Annotated in this window: 17 protein-coding genes and 1 riboswitch; of the genes, 1 reads left to right on the top strand and 16 read right to left on the bottom strand. The window is 38.8% G+C overall.

The window, feature by feature from the left end:
- Positions 1-44 precede the first annotated feature (44 nt).
- The 3 genes from OZZ83_RS08485 to OZZ83_RS08475 form a co-directional block, all read right to left on the bottom strand.
- Positions 45-680 (bottom strand): SAG1386/EF1546 family surface-associated protein, encoded by a 636-nt coding sequence (locus OZZ83_RS08485; RefSeq protein WP_002309596.1) that lies wholly within the window; start codon positions 678-680, stop codon positions 45-47.
- 65 nt (positions 681-745) lie between these two features.
- A complete protein-coding gene (locus tag OZZ83_RS08480; protein WP_002309597.1) occupies positions 746-2,149 on the bottom strand; it encodes a RecQ family ATP-dependent DNA helicase in 1,404 nt (467 codons plus the stop codon).
- Positions 2,136-3,167, bottom strand: coding sequence for a helix-turn-helix domain-containing protein (locus tag OZZ83_RS08475; RefSeq protein ID WP_002309598.1), 1,032 nt, complete (start codon positions 3,165-3,167; stop codon positions 2,136-2,138). The genes OZZ83_RS08480 and OZZ83_RS08475 overlap by 14 nt, the downstream gene beginning before the upstream one ends.
- A gap of 30 nt (positions 3,168-3,197) precedes the next feature.
- Between OZZ83_RS08475 and OZZ83_RS08470 the strand changes: the two genes are divergently transcribed.
- Positions 3,198-3,419 carry a ferredoxin gene (locus OZZ83_RS08470; protein WP_002309599.1) on the top strand — a complete coding sequence of 74 codons (222 nt, stop codon included), beginning with the start codon at positions 3,198-3,200 and terminating at the stop codon, positions 3,417-3,419.
- Between the two features lie 161 nt (positions 3,420-3,580).
- On the opposite strand, the gene OZZ83_RS08465 is transcribed toward OZZ83_RS08470, so the two are convergent.
- The 13 genes from OZZ83_RS08465 to rpoD all read right to left on the bottom strand — a co-directional run bounded on the left by OZZ83_RS08465 (position 3,581) and on the right by rpoD (position 17,449).
- Positions 3,581-4,318 (bottom strand): alpha/beta hydrolase, encoded by a 738-nt coding sequence (locus OZZ83_RS08465; protein WP_002345049.1) that lies wholly within the window; start codon positions 4,316-4,318, stop codon positions 3,581-3,583.
- Between the two features lie 153 nt (positions 4,319-4,471).
- Positions 4,472-5,812: a M20 family metallopeptidase gene (locus OZZ83_RS08460; protein WP_325066045.1), complete on the bottom strand. Its 1,341-nt coding sequence runs from the start codon at positions 5,810-5,812 to the stop codon at positions 4,472-4,474.
- A gap of 236 nt (positions 5,813-6,048) precedes the next feature.
- Positions 6,049-7,572, bottom strand: coding sequence for a YfcC family protein (locus tag OZZ83_RS08455; RefSeq protein ID WP_002290168.1), 1,524 nt, complete (start codon positions 7,570-7,572; stop codon positions 6,049-6,051).
- Positions 7,573-7,949: 377 nt separating this feature from the next.
- The gene (locus OZZ83_RS08450; protein WP_002309605.1) at positions 7,950-8,561 is read right to left on the bottom strand and encodes an ECF transporter S component; all 612 of its coding nucleotides are present in this window, start codon (positions 8,559-8,561) and stop codon (positions 7,950-7,952) included.
- 123 nt (positions 8,562-8,684) lie between these two features.
- A riboswitch (FMN riboswitch) is annotated at positions 8,685-8,809 on the bottom strand.
- Positions 8,810-8,890: 81 nt separating this feature from the next.
- Positions 8,891-9,607 carry a pseudouridine synthase gene (locus OZZ83_RS08445; protein ID WP_002313886.1) on the bottom strand — a complete coding sequence of 239 codons (717 nt, stop codon included), beginning with the start codon at positions 9,605-9,607 and terminating at the stop codon, positions 8,891-8,893.
- Complete coding sequence (scpB, locus tag OZZ83_RS08440; protein ID WP_002309607.1) at positions 9,608-10,183, bottom strand: SMC-Scp complex subunit ScpB; 576 nt, start codon at positions 10,181-10,183, stop codon at positions 9,608-9,610.
- Positions 10,167-10,937, bottom strand: a complete 771-nt coding sequence (locus OZZ83_RS08435; protein ID WP_002316162.1) for a segregation/condensation protein A — start codon at positions 10,935-10,937, stop codon at positions 10,167-10,169. The genes scpB and OZZ83_RS08435 overlap by 17 nt, the downstream gene beginning before the upstream one ends.
- Positions 10,934-11,305 carry a GNAT family N-acetyltransferase gene (locus OZZ83_RS08430; RefSeq protein ID WP_002290158.1) on the bottom strand — a complete coding sequence of 124 codons (372 nt, stop codon included), beginning with the start codon at positions 11,303-11,305 and terminating at the stop codon, positions 10,934-10,936. The genes OZZ83_RS08435 and OZZ83_RS08430 overlap by 4 nt, the downstream gene beginning before the upstream one ends.
- An 18-nt stretch (positions 11,306-11,323) precedes the next feature.
- Positions 11,324-12,211 (bottom strand): site-specific tyrosine recombinase XerD, encoded by an 888-nt coding sequence (gene xerD / locus OZZ83_RS08425; RefSeq protein WP_002309610.1) that lies wholly within the window; start codon positions 12,209-12,211, stop codon positions 11,324-11,326.
- Between the two features lie 95 nt (positions 12,212-12,306).
- A complete protein-coding gene (gene fur, locus OZZ83_RS08420; RefSeq protein WP_002290152.1) occupies positions 12,307-12,780 on the bottom strand; it encodes a ferric iron uptake transcriptional regulator in 474 nt (157 codons plus the stop codon).
- Positions 12,781-12,884: 104 nt separating this feature from the next.
- On the bottom strand, positions 12,885-13,748 hold the full coding sequence (locus OZZ83_RS08415; protein ID WP_002290150.1) for a virulence factor B family protein: 864 nt from the start codon (positions 13,746-13,748) through the stop codon (positions 12,885-12,887).
- 281 nt (positions 13,749-14,029) lie between these two features.
- Positions 14,030-16,123, bottom strand: a complete 2,094-nt coding sequence (locus tag OZZ83_RS08410) for a cell division site-positioning protein MapZ family protein (protein WP_278023704.1) — start codon at positions 16,121-16,123, stop codon at positions 14,030-14,032.
- Between the two features lie 216 nt (positions 16,124-16,339).
- Positions 16,340-17,449 carry an RNA polymerase sigma factor RpoD gene (gene rpoD, locus OZZ83_RS08405; protein ID WP_002290142.1) on the bottom strand — a complete coding sequence of 370 codons (1,110 nt, stop codon included), beginning with the start codon at positions 17,447-17,449 and terminating at the stop codon, positions 16,340-16,342.
- Positions 17,450-17,471 lie beyond the last annotated feature (22 nt).

Genomic DNA, 17,471 nt, shown 5'->3' with positions numbered 1-17,471 from the left:
TAACTCCTTTTTCTCAAAAAAAAAGCCGCAAAGCGCGGCTATTATTATTTAATTCTTAGTTCTTGACCAGGGTAAAGCATAAAGTTGTTTGGATCTAAGCCATTCAATTCAAACAATTGGTCAATGGTGATTCCTGCACGCTCAGCCACTTGTTTTGGACCTTCGCCTGCTTGAACAGTCGTTGTCGTACCGGCTACAGCTGAGGAAGAAGGTGTTGTTTCTGCTGCATTGCTGCTTGAATCCCCTGCTTGATAAGTTGTGTCACTTGAGGAAGAAGGTGTTGTCTCTGCTGCAATACTGCTTTCTGACGTTACCCCTGTATCTTGAGAAACAGTAGATTCTTCCGCCATTGTACTAGATTCTACTGTTGAAGTCTCAGTTGACTCCTCTTTTGTTGTACTTGTGGAACTTTCTACTACTGATGTCGAAGTTTCAGAAGAAGATGCTGCTGTTGCATTGTTGCTTGATCCGTTTCTGATCCAGAAATAAGCACCTGCTGGAATAGCGATACATAAGACTAGTAAAATCAAAAATAGCGAAAGAAATAATGTATTTCCTTTCTTTTGTTGTCTCTGAGAACTTCTTGATGAAACCTCATCATCTGTATCATAGATTGGTTGTTCCCATGGTTCTTGTGTTTCGTTATTTTCTGTAGATTGATGTCTATCTTTTCTGCTCACTGTTTTACCTCCTAAACTCTATCGTGTGTATTATACCATAGGAAAAAGTGTCTTGTCCTAAAAAATCAATGTTCCATGTTTTTTTTAAATAAATTTAGTAAAATCGATTCCCAATGAAGCGGTTCAGTCTTAGAAAAAGCCTTTTTCTTTGGTAGAAGTTCTACTTTTGCGCCATCAATATCACAACAATTCTGCGGCTTTTCGGAAAGTTCTTCACCAAAATAGGCCAAGATGAATTTTCTGCGGCAGTCTTCTTCATGGATATAACGAAGCATCTGCTGTAGGCGGAATTCTTTTTCTTTTTCCTGGCGTTTGAGCCGTTCCACCCAATTTTCTGGTTTTTCAGACTGTTGGATCAACTCCATCCATTTTTTTTGCAGCTCATCAAATGGCGCTTGCTCTGCTGCATATTCCAAATAAAGCTCAAAACTTTGTCGCTGTTCTCTAGAAAGTTGATTAAAGAAATAATGAATACGTTCATCTCCACTTTGATATAAAAGGATTGCTGCACTTTCTTCTTGATCTCTGCCTGCTCGACCAATTTCTTGTACATAGTTTTCCAGACTGTCTGGCAAATCGTAATGGATCACATAACGAATATCAGATTTATCGATCCCCATACCAAATGCGTTCGTAGCAATGAGAAACTGCAGCTGATTTTTTACAAACTGTTGCTGAAGCTGTCTTCTTTGAGCTGTGTCAAGGCCACCGTGATAATATCCAACTGAAAAGCGCTCCCTGAATAAATGATACAAGCGTTCGACTTCTTTTTTTGTTGCACAATAAATAATTGCCGCACCTTGTGCTCTTTCCATGAATTGTTCAAGTTCTTGTTCTTTTTGCTGCGTCTTTCGAACAAAAAGCGAGATGTTTTGTCGATTGACTGATTGTCTAACCTCTTTTGGCTGTCGATCAAATAGCACCTGACGTATATCTTTCGCTACCAAATCTGTCGCTGTCGCCGTTAGAGCCAATGTGACTGGGTTTCCCAAATGCTCGCGGATTTTTCCTAACTGTTGATATTCTGGCCGAAAATCAACCCCCCATTGTGATACACAATGGGCCTCATCCACTACATATAGCGCTATATCCTGTTTTTTCAGCTGCTCTAATAGAGAAGGGTTAGTCAACATTTCCGGACTCAAAAATAAAAATTTATATTGCGACAGATGACGGAGAACATATCCTCTTTCAGCTCGCGAAAGCAAGCTATTGAAAGCAGCTACTCGTTTTTCCCCTCGTTTTTGCAGTTGTGTTACTTGATCTTCCATGAGAGAAAGTAGCGGTGACACGATGAGGACCATCCCATCCATTAAATACCCTGTTAATTGATAGCATAGGCTTTTCCCCGTTCCTGTAGGCAAAATAGCGAGAGTATCTTCTCCATCAAGCAACGCCTGAATAATTTCTTCTTGGCCGGGTCGAAATGAATCGAATCCAAAATATTTTTTTAATTCATTTATTAACATTCTGTATCGCTTCCTTTCTCAATAGATAGATTTGATACAAACGAAATTCTCCATAATCTAATTGTCCATCTACATTCCATTCGCTGAAGCGCCACTCGCGCACGGAATCCTTATTTGGTTCCAACCGTTCGACCGTTTCTTGAGAGAGAATCCGCTCGTATGGAAAATCATCAAAAAACAAGGCCCACTCAATAAGATGATCTGTTACCGTCCCTTTTTTTAAATGACGGATTGCCATAATCTGGTCAATTGTCTGACCATTCATAAACATCTGCTTGGTGATCATCATGCTTTGATTGAAATTTTGCTGTAATAACGGATCAATCAACACATACCATAGCGAATCTGGCCGTTCTTCTATTTGTGCGAGCAAAAGATGGATACATCTGCTTTGTTGTAAATAAACAGCTGACTCATCATTGGTTTTTGCTAGCTGATATGGCAGAAGGCCTGTTCGATCATTTCCAGAGAATTGGTTAGCTAAAAAATCGGCTGCTCCTTCTGGTATCTCCGAAAACAGCTGCGCTAAACTTTCATACGCGCTATCAATCAAAATTCCACGTGACAATCTGCTTCCACTAAGCCATTTTTTCAGTTGAAAAGTATAAAAAGGACTTGTCTCTGCTGGAAGATAATTTTGGTTCCCAGATGCCAGATTAGAAATCACTTGAACAGCAAATTTGATGAGCCGCCAACTAGTTTCCCCAGTTCGTCCATATCGGTCAAAACGCAAACCAGTATATTCTGTGTGAAGTTCAGACAACCTATCTGCTCCTGCAGACGTTAGTTTTGCTTCATTTTCATTTATTTCGATCCAGCCTTGCTGTGCAAGTTTTTGCATAATCTGAGAAAACTTGTCCTGTTTCAATTCTGGAAAACTGTTATGAGCAAATAAAAGTTCGTGAGTAAATCCGAAAATAAGTACTGAAGTCGTTCGTTTTCCCACAAGGAGCTGGTAAAGAGAGCTGACTCGCAGCTTGTTTCTTGATGAAAATAGCGATAAAATAAAAACAATCATATTATTCTCCTTAAGTTAGGATGGTTAGAAATGTCACTACTATGTAAACTTGTACCTGAACGCTGTATTGCATGCGGTCTTTGCCAAATCGAAGCGCCGGATATTTTCGATTATGATGAAGAAGGAATCGTTTTATTTGCCCAAGAACCAGAGGCTCATCAACAGTTCGTCATGCCGGAAGAAGAAGCGTATGTAAGAAAAGCGTATCAAAAATGTCCAGTTCGGGCGATTTTATTAGAAAACAAAATTTAAGTCAAACTAAGCTTTAAAAATGAACACTAGATTTTCTAAACTTGAAAATAAGCCGGGATCTGTTTCTCCCATTCCGTGAAATCCCGACTTATTTTGAAAGTTATATTTATTATCTATTTATTTGACTTGTTTTTTCATAGACCCTATAGGACCCATTTCGGTTATTTCAACTTTTTCAGCCAGTTTTCCAATGTATTGACAATCACAGTTTGCTGATCTGCGTTAGAAATTTCTGCTTCTCCATCTCCTTTTTGCTCACCATAGCTACCAAAGCCTCCGTGGTTCCCGCCGTTGATTGATACATACTCTGTTCTTTCTGGTAAGTACTGCTTGGCTTCTTCATAAGCTTTCTGATTCAATACTTTATCTTTAGTTGCTGTAATGGATAAAACTGGGACAGCTGATTCTTTCAATGTTCCTTTTTTATCGGGATAGCTTGCCATGAAGAATACCCCTTTTAAATGACTGTCTGAATGATTCTTATTCGCATATCGACTTGCCATGACACCGCCTAAAGAGTGACCACCGATCACATAATCGGAATCCGGAAAATCTTCTTTGATCTTATCCGCTTTGTTTCCACCTATCACTGCTAGATCAAGAGGCATTTTGACAATAGCAACTGAGTAGCCGTTTTTTGCTAAATCTTGCGCCCAAATACTATAACTTTCTGGGTCTACGAGAGCACCAGGATAAAAAATAAGTAATGGAGACTTTGCCTGGTTCTTTTTCTCTCCTTCAAAAAACAAATAATCTTCTTTGTTTCTTCCTTCTTTTACCACCTTTTGTGCTTCTAACGATGGTTCGTACGTATTTTGCTGTATATAGTAATAACCGCCTCCGCCAAGTAATCCTAAAATAATGACTAAGCCAATTAGTATTCGTCTAAATATTTTCAATTTCTCCCACCTTTTCTATCTGAGTTTATACCTTCTTCTCAATCAAGTATGATTATACCTTAAAAAAAATAAGAGAAAAATGCAAACTTTCCAGCACCAAATAAAAAAGACGGAATATCCATTTGAATATCCGCCTTTTTATATGATTATTTTTTATTTAGCGCACAAACGATACACTGCTTCTGCATAAATTTCCATTGCTTTATACATACTGCTTAATTCCCATCGTTCATTTGCCTGATGCATGAAGTCAGGAGTATCAGGGAACATCGCACCGAATGCCACACACTGGTTCATCGTACGGGCAAAGGTAGCGCCACCTGATACAAATGGTTCAGTCATGTCTCCAGTAATCTCGCGATATGTCCCCAATAGGTTTTTCACTAACTCACTATCCAATGGCACGTATAATGAATCTAGGAAGTCAAACTCTTCATAAGACAACTCATATTTTTCTGCTGTTTTCGTTAATTTAGCTACTAAATCCTCTTTTTTGAATGTCACAGGAATTCTCATATCTACACCGATTTTTGTTTGTTCTGGTGTGATTTCCAAACTTGCAAAGTTCATCGTTAGCTCACCAGATTGTTCATCTTCTGTCTTGCCCACGACTGCTTCACCAGTTGCATTTTCTTGAACTAATTTTCCTAAGAAATTGATTGGGCCAAAATCGAATACTTCTGAAAGAGCGATTGCCAGACGAGAAATAGCATTCACTCCTTGTGCGGCATCTTTCGCGTGGATACTTTTACCAAGAACGACGATTCCTTCGCCTTGTTCTTCGAAATCGAATCCGTGTTTTTTCAATACTTCTTTTACTTCAGAAATCTTTTCACCAGAATAAGGAGCTGCATCAGGAACAACATTCAGCGCCCCGCCAGCTTTTACAGAAAAATCGTTCGTTCCAGGGCCTGTCAAGTAAGCTTGTAATAAGCCTTTTTCCGCATAAATTAAAGGGAATTCAGCGTCTGGCGCAAATCCTTGCGTAATGCCTTCTTCTTTTTCGTTATATTTTTCTAAACAACGCCACAAATTTTCTTCATCAGTACCAAAGATAAAACGAATACGTGTTTTGAATTCCACGCCAGCGTCCATCAAAGCTTTTACAGCATACATTGCCGCAATGGAAGGACCTTTGTCATCTTGGGAGCCACGACCAACTAACCAGCCATCTTTTACGGTTGGATCGAATGGTTTCGTTTCCCAATTGTTTTCGTCGCCTGCCGGAACAACATCCATATGACACAAGATACCGAATAATTCATCTCCTGAGCCAATCTCTGAATAACCGTAATAGCCTTCTGGATCTTTAAATGTTCTAAATCCTAGCTTTTCACTGATTTCCAATACTTTGTCTAAAGCTTCAATCACTTTTTTACCGAAGGGGTGTCCTTTCCCTGAATCTGCTTCATCTAGTACGGAAGGGATACGGATCAATTCGCTCAATGATTCTAATGCTTGTTCATGATGTTGTTCTGTCACAAATTGTTTCATGATTTTAACCTCCTAATATGTTAAAAAGGGTTATGTCAAATGCCTCCGACACAACCTCTTCTTCTCTAATAATGACGTTTTAAGCCTGCTCCATCAGCAAGCAGAATGTTCTTAACAAATGATGAAAGAAAAAACACTCACTGAATGGAGCAATCGACTTATCCACGTGCTTATCGATAGCCGTATATCGGTTTCTTCACTCTTATGATAGACCTTGTACCTGTATTTGTCTAGGTTTAGAACATTGCTGCTACACCTAGGATCACACAGATGGCTACAAATAATATCGCAATTAATTTACCAGTAAATTTCCACCATACTGAAACATCGAAACGAGCAATCGCTACAGCACCCATTACGATAGCTGATGTTGGTGTAATCAAGTTTACTAAGCCAGACGCAGATTGATAAGCAGTGATAACTAAATCCTTCCCTACACCGGCAAATTCACCCATAGGTCCCATGATTCCCATTGTTGCAGCAGCTAAGCCAGAAGTTGAAGGAATCAAGAATGACATAGGAATATAGAAAATAAATGTAATGATGATGAATACACTTGAAGATAATGAACTTAATCCTTGTTCGCCCCAGTGTAAGATAGTGTCTGTAATCAACCCGTTGTTCATAACTACTTGGATACCACGAGCAACAGCTACTACGATAGCTACACCAATCAAGTCAGAAGCACCAGCTAAAAATTCAGAGACGAATTCAGATTCTTTCATACCATACGTGATTGCTACGACGATTGACATGACTAAGAACAACATAGTAATTTCTGGGAAGTACCAGTCACCTAGTGGAAGCATGCTTTTACCTAAAACAGTACCTAGTACTGGAAGATTTGTTAACCAGTTTGTCAACGATTCAAAAATTGTGAAATTCGCATTCAAGGTTGTCCAAGGAATCAAACTGATGATCATGATACCAAAAGTAATGAAGAACAATACATTTACATGTTTTTGTTTTTTCGTGATTACTTCTTGGCGACCGATTGCTTCGATATCGAAATGTTTCATATCTTCTTTACGTTGATTGTATACTAATGATTTTGTTGGATCTTTTTCGATTTTTGATGCATAGCGATACACATATACAATAGAAATAGCTAACAAAATAACGAACATCAAGAATCGAAGACCAATACCTTCACCCATCGAAATCCCAACAGCTTGTGAAGCTACGCCTGTTGCGAAAGGATTGACCGTTGAAGCTAAACAACCTACTTGAGACCCTACTAATACGATGGCTACTGCTACCACTGTATCAAAGCCTACTGCCATCATAACTGGGATCAGTAAAGCATAGAACGGAATCGTTTCTTCTGCCATTCCATAAGTAGATCCGCCTAATGCAAATAACAGCATCAATACTGGAATAAGCATTTTTTCTTTTCCTTTGAATTTCTTCACAACTGAAGCAATTCCGGCATCTAGTGCACCTGTTTTGTTGATAATACCTAAAAATCCACCAACAACTAAAATGAAGAAAGAGATTGGGATTGCAGCAGGTGTTTCTTTAGTTAGCTCCCCCGCTGGTACACCTAGCATCCCATTGATTGGCGCCATGAAAATATCCCACAGCCCTTGAGGATTTTGTTGTACTCGTTCATATGATCCAGCGACAATGTTGCCTGCATCGTCTACACTATAGTGCCCAGCTGGTATAAACCAAGTAAGTACAGCGATTACTGCAATGATAATGAATAAGACCGTATACGCTGAAGGCATTTGAAATTTTTTCTTCTTTGTTTGTTCCATCTTCTTCTTCCTTTCTTTTCCGTTAGAGACATCATTTTTGGCTCTAATGTTATTTTATCAAAAAGAGTACCAGAACAAAAATAATAACACGCATTTTATAAAACTTTTGTTCAAAAAGTTCGTTTTTTCCTATTTCCTCCCCCTTCTCTTAGGTTTTTAAAGCTTTCTTCATTTTTATTGTAGCGTTTCCTTTTTTATATAAACAAACATTTCCGTCTTTTAAAAGGAGAAGGATTTCACATTTCAAAAGAACCAATTGATTTTTATGCATAAATAAAAAAAATACTCAAAACAGACAAATAAAACGTTTACAATATTGCATGTATTGTATTTTTTTCCAAAAAAAAAGATCAAGAATTTCTTGATCTTTTTGACATTTATTTAACTGCTGTATGACGTTGTTCCAACTGATGTTGTTTTCGACTTAACCATGGAAGAAGTTGCGCATGTAGCACTAAAAAGACAGCACTCACGATGAATCCTTTGATTAAGTTGAAAGGAACAATCCCAATCAATACATAATTTGCTAAAGACATCCCCAACATCTGTGTCGCGTTCAGTCCTAAAAACATTAAGTAAAGAGGCGTAATAACGAAATAATTCGCGATACTCATGAAAATAGTCAGAGCAATCGTTCCTGTAATCACACCTAAAAATTTATTTCTTCCTTTATGCTGTTTCTTTACACTAAAGAAGTAATAAATCGGAAAGGTAAAGATCGTTGTTGATAAGAAACTAGCTGTGTCTCCCACTAGGTTATCTGGAGAAAAACCTGTAGTCAGCAGATGTAATACTGAACGCAAGAACGCTGTTGCTACTCCGGCCGCTGGACCGAATAAGAACATACTGATCAATACCGGGATATCACTAAAATCAATCTTCAAAAAACTAAAAGCCGGCATGATCGGAAAAGCAAAATACTGTAAAACTAATGCGATCGCAGCAAACATCGCTACTGCAACCATTTTCTGTACACGGGTGTTCTTCATTTGAAATCCTCCTGTTAGGACTCCTCTTCAGCGAACTTTTTGACGTTTCTCTCCAAATGAAAAAACTCTATTTTCCAGGGAAAATAGAGTTAGAGTTATTTGATCAAGTGTGCGTCAAATAAGCCCTATCTTCTTTATCCAGACTGTACTGTCGGTATCGGAATTTCACCGATTCAGCTATTTTTTGCAAAATAGGTCGTGGACTATAACCACCGGTCGGGAATTTCACCCTGCCCCTGAAGACGAACCTTATATAAATTTTGTTTACATATTCATTATACATATCTCTTCAAAAAACGCAACATTTAACACTTATAAAAAGTAAGTGTTTATTTTGAATGGTTCAATAAGCTGCTGACTTCTTTTTTGTTCAATTCACGATAATCCCCAGGGCGTAGACCTTGTAATGTCAAATCACCGTATTTTTCACGTTTTAACTTTTGCACAGGGAGCCCAACTGCTTGAAGCATATTTTTCACTTGATGATTCCGTCCTTCGTGGATCGTCAATTCCACGATACTGTGATTTGTCTTAGGATCCACTGATAAAATTTGGAACTTAGCTGGAGACGTTTTTCGTCCTTCGATCTTTATTCCTTTTGCCAAAGGTGCAAGCATTGATTTTGTCGCAATCCCTTTTACTTTTGCGACATAAACTTTATCCACTTCATGTTTTGGATGTGTCAGGCGCTGGGCAAAATCTCCATCATTTGTCAGCAGTAAGATACCCGAAGTATCGTAATCCAGTCGACCTACGGGGTAAATTCGTTCTTTTACCATCGGCAGAAGGTCCGTAACGACTTTTCTTCCTTTGTCATCTGCTACAGCAGAAATGACTCCTTTAGGTTTGTATAATAAATAATAACCGTATTCTTCTTGATAAATTGGCACTTCATCCACTTCCACAGTGTCATGTTTTCCAACTTTTATCCCTAATTCTCTTACAACTTGTCCGTTTACTTTTACACGTCCTGCAAGGATAAATTCTTCTGCTTTTCGACGAGAAGTAATGCCAGCGTGGGCAATTACTTTTTGTAATCTCTCCATTTACAATTGTTCTCCTTTATTCATTCCATCAAAGAATAGATCTGGTGACACATCTTCTTCAAGTGAAATTTCCATTTCTTGTGTATCAGGCAGTTCCTCTAATGATTTCAGCCCAAAATAATCCAAGAAGTAACCAGTTGTTCCATATAATATCGGTCGACCTGGTCCTTCTACTCTGCCTTTTTCTTCAATCAGTTTATGAGCAGCCAGACGCTGTACCGCTCCTGAAACCTGAACGCCTCGAATCTGCTCGATCTCAGCTCGTGTGATTGGTTGTTTATAGGCAATGATTGCTAAAGTCTCGACAGCGGCTTGAGATAACGTGTTCGATGTTCCTTGCGCATATCGCTTGAGCAATGGCGCTAGCTCTTTTTTAGTCGTTAATACATAATGGCTTTCCGTTTCAAAAATATGCAAAGCTGAGTGCGGGTTTTGAGCGTAAGAGTCTCTTAATTCTTTCACTAAATTTGCGACTTCTGCTTCACTGAGATTCAACAGTCCGCTTAATTCTTCATTACTGATTCCTTCCTCGCCAACAATAAAAAGAAGGGCTTCAAGTTCACTTAATTTCGTCATGTTCGGTATCTCCTACTGCTGGATAAAGCATAATTGATTCATAGTTTTCTTTTTGTTGCGCAATAATCTGTCCTTTTTTCATCAACTCTAGCAAAGCCATAAAAGTAGTGACAACTTCACTTTTGGAAGGCGACTCAAAAAAAGAGTTGAAGGTACAGCCATGCGTATTTCTTTTTATACGCTCTTCGATAAAGATCATTCGTTCTTCGATCGTTGTATCATCCGGCGTGATCGTTTTTTCCACTTTTTGAGAAAATTTCTTACGTTCCAAAATTTTCTGCATGGCACGGATCAGATCGATTTTTTTGACTTGTCCTCGCTTCAACGGCTTTTCAACATCCGCCAATCCATCGATGTTCATAGGGTCTTTTGTGTAATAAAGACTTCGTTCCTCTGCTTTTTCTGTTAATTTTTCAGCCGCATACTTATACTTACGGTATTCTAAAAGCTGAGTGACCAATTCTTCTCGAGGATCTTCTTCCCATAGTTCTTCATCATCTGTAACAAACTCTTGGATAGGGAGCAACGTCTTACTTTTGATTGCCATCAATGTAGCAGCCATCACTAGGTATTCTCCTGCAACAGCTAGCTCTAGTGTTTTCATTGTATGGATATAATTCATATATTGCTCTGTGATCGTAGCAATTGGTATATCATATATATCGATTTCCATTTGCTGAATCAGATGAAGCAGCAGATCGAGAGGTCCCTCGAATACATCTAATTTAATATTGATCTCCGTCAACTCATTCACTCTTTCTTCTTTTTCTTTGCTAGCCACTTTCCAATATAAGGCTCTGTGATTTCAGTTGCACGGATGGAGACATCCGGATACTTTTCTTGTAATTCATCTAACATTTGGAAGCCCATATTCTCACCACGATAAGATGGATTCAAAGAAATGTCATGGATGATCAGCTGATCGTTCGTTGCCCAATAAACACCAATGATTCCTTGAATGTTGGTCGAACCTTCTGGCGTAAAGAAAAAAAGTTCATAATCATCTTCAGATTCGTACGTATCTATCTCCTTCAACAAAGAAGACTTACCTGTCAGCTTCTTATGGAAACTCAACAGTCCCATAGCAATTTTACGGTTTTCTTTTCGGTAATGTGTTAACATCTTCTCACCTTCCTATGACTAAGCCCTTGGAAAATGCTGCTTATAAACATCTGTCATCCTTTTTTTCGTGATATGTGTATAAATCTGTGTCGTAGAGATATCCGCGTGACCTAACAATTCTTGTACTGTCCGCAAATCTGCTCCGTTTTCTAGCAAGTGGGTGGCAAAGCTGTGCCGCAGCGTATGCGGCGTTACTTCTTTGTAAATCCCAGCCTCTCTTACTAGCTGTTTCAGATTTTTCCAGATTCCTTGCCGGGAAAGACCTTTTCCGTGATTATTGACAAATACATGCATTTCAGATGCGTCCTTTACAAGTAACGGACGTGCTTCGTCTAAGTAGCGTTCCAGCCATTGGATCGCATAATCACCTAAAGGAATAATCCGCTCTTTATCTCCTTTACCGACTGTCTGTACCAGCCCAAGAGAAAGATGAAGATCTCCCAATTTCAATCCAATCAATTCACTGACGCGCATCCCAGTAGCATACATGACTTCTAAGATTGCACGATCTCTTATCCCTAACGTTTTTGTCGTATCAGGTGCTTCAATCAGCTTTTCTACTTCTGCCAGCGTCAATGTACTTGGTAATTTCTGCGCTTTCTTTGGCGTATCGATATGCTGCATTGGATCATGATCCGTAACACGCTCTTGTCGTAAAAACTGATGGAATCTTCTGAGGCTTGAGATCATCCGCGTAACGGTTGCTGTCGCTTTTTTTTCTTCATGCAGTTTTTCCAGAAAACGGATGACTAAAAAACGATCGACATCTTGCCATGAAGCAACTTTCTGCTCTTCTAGAAAATGCAAGTATTGTTCCAAATCACGTTCATAGCTTTGACGTGTATTGGCGGATAATCCCCGTTCAATATTCAAGTAGTGGAGATAATCGTTGATTTGCTCTTTCATAATAATCCCCCTCATGCCTCTCTATCATATCAGATACCGCTTCATTCTGATAGTCTTTTTCCATAATCTGAGCAAAGAAAAAGCCGTCTAGACACTCAGACGGACTGGTTTCTTTTTTCTTTTTCATAACATTCCTGACAGATTCCATGGAACGTCAGCCGATGATCTTTTACTAAAAAATGATAACGTTCTTCTACTACTTGCTCCACTTCAAGTAAAAGATCCTCTTCTACTTCCTCGATCGTGCCGCAGTTCAAGCATAGTAAATGATGATGGAAATGTTTGGCGCCTTCTTTTCTCAAATCATAACGGGCTAATCCATCATTAAAACTTACTTTATCGACAATTTTTAATTCTGTCAAGATTTCAAGGGTTCTATAAACAGTAGCAAGTCCAATTTCTGGACTCTTTTTTTTCACTAAAAAGAAGATCTCTTCTGCAGACAAATGCTCTTTCTCATTCTCCAAAAGCACAAGCAGGGTAGCTTCTCTTTGCGGTGTCAGCTTGAACCCCGATTCATGTAGCTGCTGTTTTGTTTTTTTCATCGCCGAAATAGCATTCATGACCATTTACTCAACCCCAACAATTTATAATAATTACAATTTAGAAAAACAATAGCACTGTGTTAATTAAAATTATTATAAGCTAGTTAAGAAAAACATGCAAGGGATTCTCAATTAGATTTTTTGACTAATTTTGTCACACCATTTTCTTGTTTAATCAGTCCTTGTTTCAAAAGATTGCCTAATGCTCGCTTAAAAGCACCTTTGCTGATGCCGAAAGCTTTCATGATGTCTTCTGGATCTGATTTATCTGTAAAGTTGATTTGCTGATCTGCAGAACGTTCTAAAATGGTTAAAATCATTTGTGCATCATCTGATATTGCTTCATACGCTCTTGGTTTCAATGAAAGATTCAGTACACCATCTGGTCGGACACCGATCACACGCCCTTTTACCTGCTCGCCTAGTCGAGGTTCGTTATATCGTTCAGAAGGATGGATAAACCCAAGATAGAAATCTTCAGTCAAAACATATGTACCTGTTAATTTCAAACGGTAGGCTGTTCCTATCACATCTTTGTTTTTCATTTCTTCTGTTCCATACTTGCTTAAAGATTTGAATATTTTTTCGTCTGCTAAGCTCCCCCAAACACGGTCCTTTGCGTCAACTCTAAGGGAAATCATCAAACGATCTCCCTTTTTAGGCCACAGCTCTGTCATGGTCGGTAATTCATCAAGAGATACGACAAAGTCTTTATCTGGAAGACCGATATCGACAAATGCCCCTAAATCCTTTCGTGTAGCAGTAACGATTCCAAATGCATAGTGACCGATGCGACTTTTTGGAATTTGTGTAGTGATCCGGTTTTCATGTTTTTGATTTTGGTAGCCGAATCCTTCCACTGCCTCACCGATTTTGTGCTCGCCCTCTGATTTGCTTAAGCCAAAGGTTTGCCCATTTTTTTGGACAAAGTAATTTTTTTCATTTTCATCAATAATAATACCTGTAAATATAGTTGCTAATAAATCGTTCATTTTTTTCTCCCTCTATAGTGAAAGGTTTTCTTAATACATTTCTTTGCTATCATAACATAATGTTATCTACTTGAATAGCTGAGCCTTGCTTTGGAAAGGTGAAAAAAGGAGTATGACGACAGTTGTGTCATACTCCCCTTTTTCGAATAAACGATGTTCACCTGCCAACTCTTCGGTTTCAAGTCACACTATTCATCAAACATGAGAAGCTGTTTTTTGAAATTGTTCCTTGTGACTCAGAGTGAAACGGCAGGCTCACAACCTCTTTCGTTTAGCTAAAACTAATTGCTCCCATTTCCTCCGAACCACCCAGTTTTACAGTTGATCGTTACGATATAAAATGGCAACGCACTTTCTCCAATGCCTTTCATCAATGCAGATTTTGTTGAAGTGGCATATAGATTGTAATAGCCTTCCCCATTTTCGATTCTGGCTTTTTCTAATCTGTATCCTCCTTCAACGATATATCCACGTTGGATACATGTAGCAATCACTTTGCTTTGGACACCTGGTGCCCACGTCCATGCTGGATTAGATGCATCGGCAATATCACTTGCTCTGGCAGATTTGATTGGCTGATTTGCTGAGTTTGAAGAGGACGGGGTCGAGGATGCCGCTTCTTGCTGTGCTGCTTGTGCGACCGCAGCTTGTTGAGCGGCTTGAGCGGCAGCTTGTTGAGCGGCTTGTTTTGCTTGTTCTTCAGCTGCTTTTTTCGCTTCTTCTGCTTTTTTCTTTTCCTCTTCTTCTTTTTTCTCTTTATCAGTGAGCATCTTATCTACTTGTTTCAATTGTTCATTCAACTGAGCAGATAGATCTGTATTTTTCACCTTTTCTACTGCTTCTTTTGCCGTCTTGTATTGGTCGCGTGTCGCTGAACCCACTACTTTTCCGTCTTTAAAGACTATAGCTGTTTTTTCTTTAGCTGTTTGCAATTCAGCATATTGATTTTTAGCTTCTGTTTGTGCTTGTTGAATCAATTTTCCAAAATCTGTGTTATCCGTTTCGATCGTTTGTATCTCTTTATCTGCTTTCAACTTGATGTCATCTGCTAGATGATCATCGACGATCACAGGAGCTACGAACCATTCATTCACTTTCTGGATATCTTGGATCTTAGATTGGATATCTTGATAAGTTGTTTCTAACTCTGAATATCCTTTTTCATTCTTAAGACTTGATAAATCATTTTTTAGTTTCGATAGATCTTGATGAATCATATCTGCACGAATAAATTGATGGTGATCATCTGTATAAAAGGCAGCAAGTTTCCCGTGAAGGTCTTCCATTTGTCGCTGTCTTTTTGCTTCTGCTGCTACTTCGGCTTCTACTTTTTGATGATGGTCATAATAAGCCCAGCCTCCCCCACCTAGTAGAAGAACTGCTGCTAAAGCGAGATAAGGCACTTTTTTTGATTTTTTCTTTTGTGTCTTATCTAGATCTTTTTTTTCTAGGTTTGATTCTTGAGGCGTTTTTACAGTATTTGGCACGATTGTTGTTGATTCTGTTTCTGCTTCAATCAGCTCAGGCTGGTTCTCTTCTTTTTCTATTTTAGCTTCAAGAACAGTGCTATCTTCACTTGCAGATTGACTTTCAGCATCGGCTTCATTATTTATACTATCTGACTCTGTTGATTTCTTGTCTGCTTTTTCGAGCATTTCTTTTTTCTCTGCTTCCGGCAATCCATTCGATTTCTCGTCTTCTGATTGTTTTTCAGACAATGTTTCAGTTTTTTCCGGGACATCCGTTTTTAGATCATTCGTTTTTACTGATTCTTTACCTGCAGCGTTTACTCTACTAATGTCTTTTTCAGCTTCATGTTCTGGTTCTACTTTGTTTTCCTGTGCAATTTTTTCACTGATCATTTTGAGCAGCTCTTCCGCGTGCTCTTCCTTTGTATCTTCACGATGTGCTTTGATATAGGCGGATAGTATCGAATTTTCTTCCTCATTCTCGACGATTTCTTTTAGTTCAGCTACTCTTCTTTTTTGTTTTGATTCAAGGGTTTCCTCTTGATTCTTTCCTGATTTTTCCAAAGTCTCATGAACAGTCACTTTCTTCTGTTCCATTTTTTCTTTATTGGCTACTTTATCGTGAGTAGATGATACATCGTCTTCTGGTTCTGTTTTTTCGAATAATTCCATCACAGATTCGAGAGGTAGATCTTTCAATTCCGACCATTCGATTGGATCGTTTAATTCTGTATCAGGAAAGACTGCGTCTTCAGTTGATTTATCCTGCATAGTTTCATCTGCATTTATTTCTTCGATTGTTTCTTTTGTTTGCTGATCTTCTGCAGTTAGTTGATGACCGCAGTCTGGACAGATATTGTTCTCATCCATTTTTTTCGATCCGCAATTTGGACATTTTTTCATCACTTAGCGATCGGCTCCTTTACTAGGTTTACGCTACCATTTAATCTATCATATTCTATACGTCACGCCAATAGCTTATTTTTAGGATTTACTTAAAAATAATGAATAAATTTTTTCCCTATAGAAAAAAAAGCTTGAGACCGCGTAGTCCCAAGCTTTTTTTCTTTTAAAATAAACCAAACCATTTTACTGATTTCTCTTCTGATCAATAGTTCATGCTTATTCTAAGAAGTCTTTTAATTGTTTTGAACGAGAAGGATGACGTAATTTTCTCAACGCTTTAGCCTCGATCTGACGAATACGTTCCCGAGTAACACCAAATACTTTTCCTACTTCTTCCAGTGTTCTCGTACGTCCATCGTCTAGGCCAAAACGTAAGCGAAGGACATTCTCTTCCCGATCAGTCAATGTATCTAGTACATCTTCCAATTGTTCTTTTAGTAGTTCATATGCTGCGTGTTCTGCTGGACTTGTTGCTTCTTGGTCTTCGATGAAATCACCTAAATGAGAATCATCTTCTTCACCGATTGGCGTTTCAAGAGAAACAGGTTCCTGCGCGATTTTCAAGATTTCGCGGACTTTTTCTGTCGGAAGGTCCATTTCTGCACCGATTTCTTCCGGCGTAGGTTCTCTTCCTAGGTCTTGCAACAATTGACGCTGGATACGAATCAATTTATTGATTGTTTCTACCATGTGAACTGGAATACGGATCGTACGTGCTTGGTCGGCGATTGCACGAGTAATTGCTTGACGAATCCACCATGTAGCATAAGTAGAAAACTTGAACCCTTTGCGATAGTCAAATTTTTCAACTGCCTTCATCAGCCCCATATTTCCTTCTTGGATCAAGTCAAGGAACTGCATGCCTCGCCCTACATAACGTTTAGCGATACTTACTACTAAACGAAGGTTTGCTTCTGCTAAACGCTGTTTTGCTTCTTGGTCGCCTTCTTCGATTTTCAATGCTAACGCTACTTCTTCTTCCGCAGTTAAAAGGGAGACACGGCCAATTTCTTTCAGATACATACGAACCGGGTCATTGATTTTTACACCGGTTGGCGCAGATAGATCTTCTGTTTTTGCCTGTTCAGCTTTTTTCTCAGCACTTTTCAAGCTGTGAATTGATGGATCACCATTTTCATCCACCACACTGATACCTGCGTCTTCAATCTTTTGGATCAATTTGTCCATTTCATCTGCATTCAAAGTGAATGGTGTAGCAAGCTGATTGGATAAATCATCATATACAACTTGTCGTTTGGGTTTGTTTTCTTTGATGAAAGCTGCTACTGCTGCTTCATACTTTTTTTTATCTGTTCCATTTGCCATAAAAGAAGGCCCCCCTTGAGTA

This window comes from Enterococcus sp. E5-162, from assembly GCF_035725965.1.
GTDB lineage: Bacteria > Bacillota > Bacilli > Lactobacillales > Enterococcaceae > Enterococcus_B > Enterococcus_B lactis.
The sequence above is the reverse complement of the archived record's forward strand: the minus strand, read 5'-3'. Positions and strand labels throughout refer to the sequence as shown.

Bases quoted from the DNA above. Each gene is read 5' to 3' on its own strand.
- OZZ83_RS08455 (WP_002290168.1), bottom strand. From the start codon at position 7,572: ATGGAACAAACAAAGAAGAAAAAATTTCAAATGCCTTCAGCGTATACG.
- rpoD (WP_002290142.1), bottom strand. From the start codon at position 17,449: ATGGCAAATGGAACAGATAAAAAAAAGTATGAAGCAGCAGTAGCAGCT.
- OZZ83_RS08460 (WP_325066045.1), bottom strand. From the start codon at position 5,812: ATGAAACAATTTGTGACAGAACAACATCATGAACAAGCATTAGAATCA.
- OZZ83_RS08415 (WP_002290150.1), bottom strand. From the start codon at position 13,748: ATGAACGATTTATTAGCAACTATATTTACAGGTATTATTATTGATGAA.
- scpB (WP_002309607.1), bottom strand. From the start codon at position 10,183: ATGACGAAATTAAGTGAACTTGAAGCCCTTCTTTTTATTGTTGGCGAG.
- xerD (WP_002309610.1), bottom strand. From the start codon at position 12,211: ATGAAAGAGCAAATCAACGATTATCTCCACTACTTGAATATTGAACGG.
- OZZ83_RS08450 (WP_002309605.1), bottom strand. From the start codon at position 8,561: ATGAAGAACACCCGTGTACAGAAAATGGTTGCAGTAGCGATGTTTGCT.
- OZZ83_RS08480 (WP_002309597.1), bottom strand. From the start codon at position 2,149: ATGTTAATAAATGAATTAAAAAAATATTTTGGATTCGATTCATTTCGA.
- OZZ83_RS08470 (WP_002309599.1), top strand. From the start codon at position 3,198: ATGTCACTACTATGTAAACTTGTACCTGAACGCTGTATTGCATGCGGT.
- OZZ83_RS08445 (WP_002313886.1), bottom strand. From the start codon at position 9,607: ATGGAGAGATTACAAAAAGTAATTGCCCACGCTGGCATTACTTCTCGT.
- OZZ83_RS08475 (WP_002309598.1), bottom strand. From the start codon at position 3,167: ATGATTGTTTTTATTTTATCGCTATTTTCATCAAGAAACAAGCTGCGA.
- fur (WP_002290152.1), bottom strand. From the start codon at position 12,780: ATGGTCATGAATGCTATTTCGGCGATGAAAAAAACAAAACAGCAGCTA.
- OZZ83_RS08430 (WP_002290158.1), bottom strand. From the start codon at position 11,305: ATGTTAACACATTACCGAAAAGAAAACCGTAAAATTGCTATGGGACTG.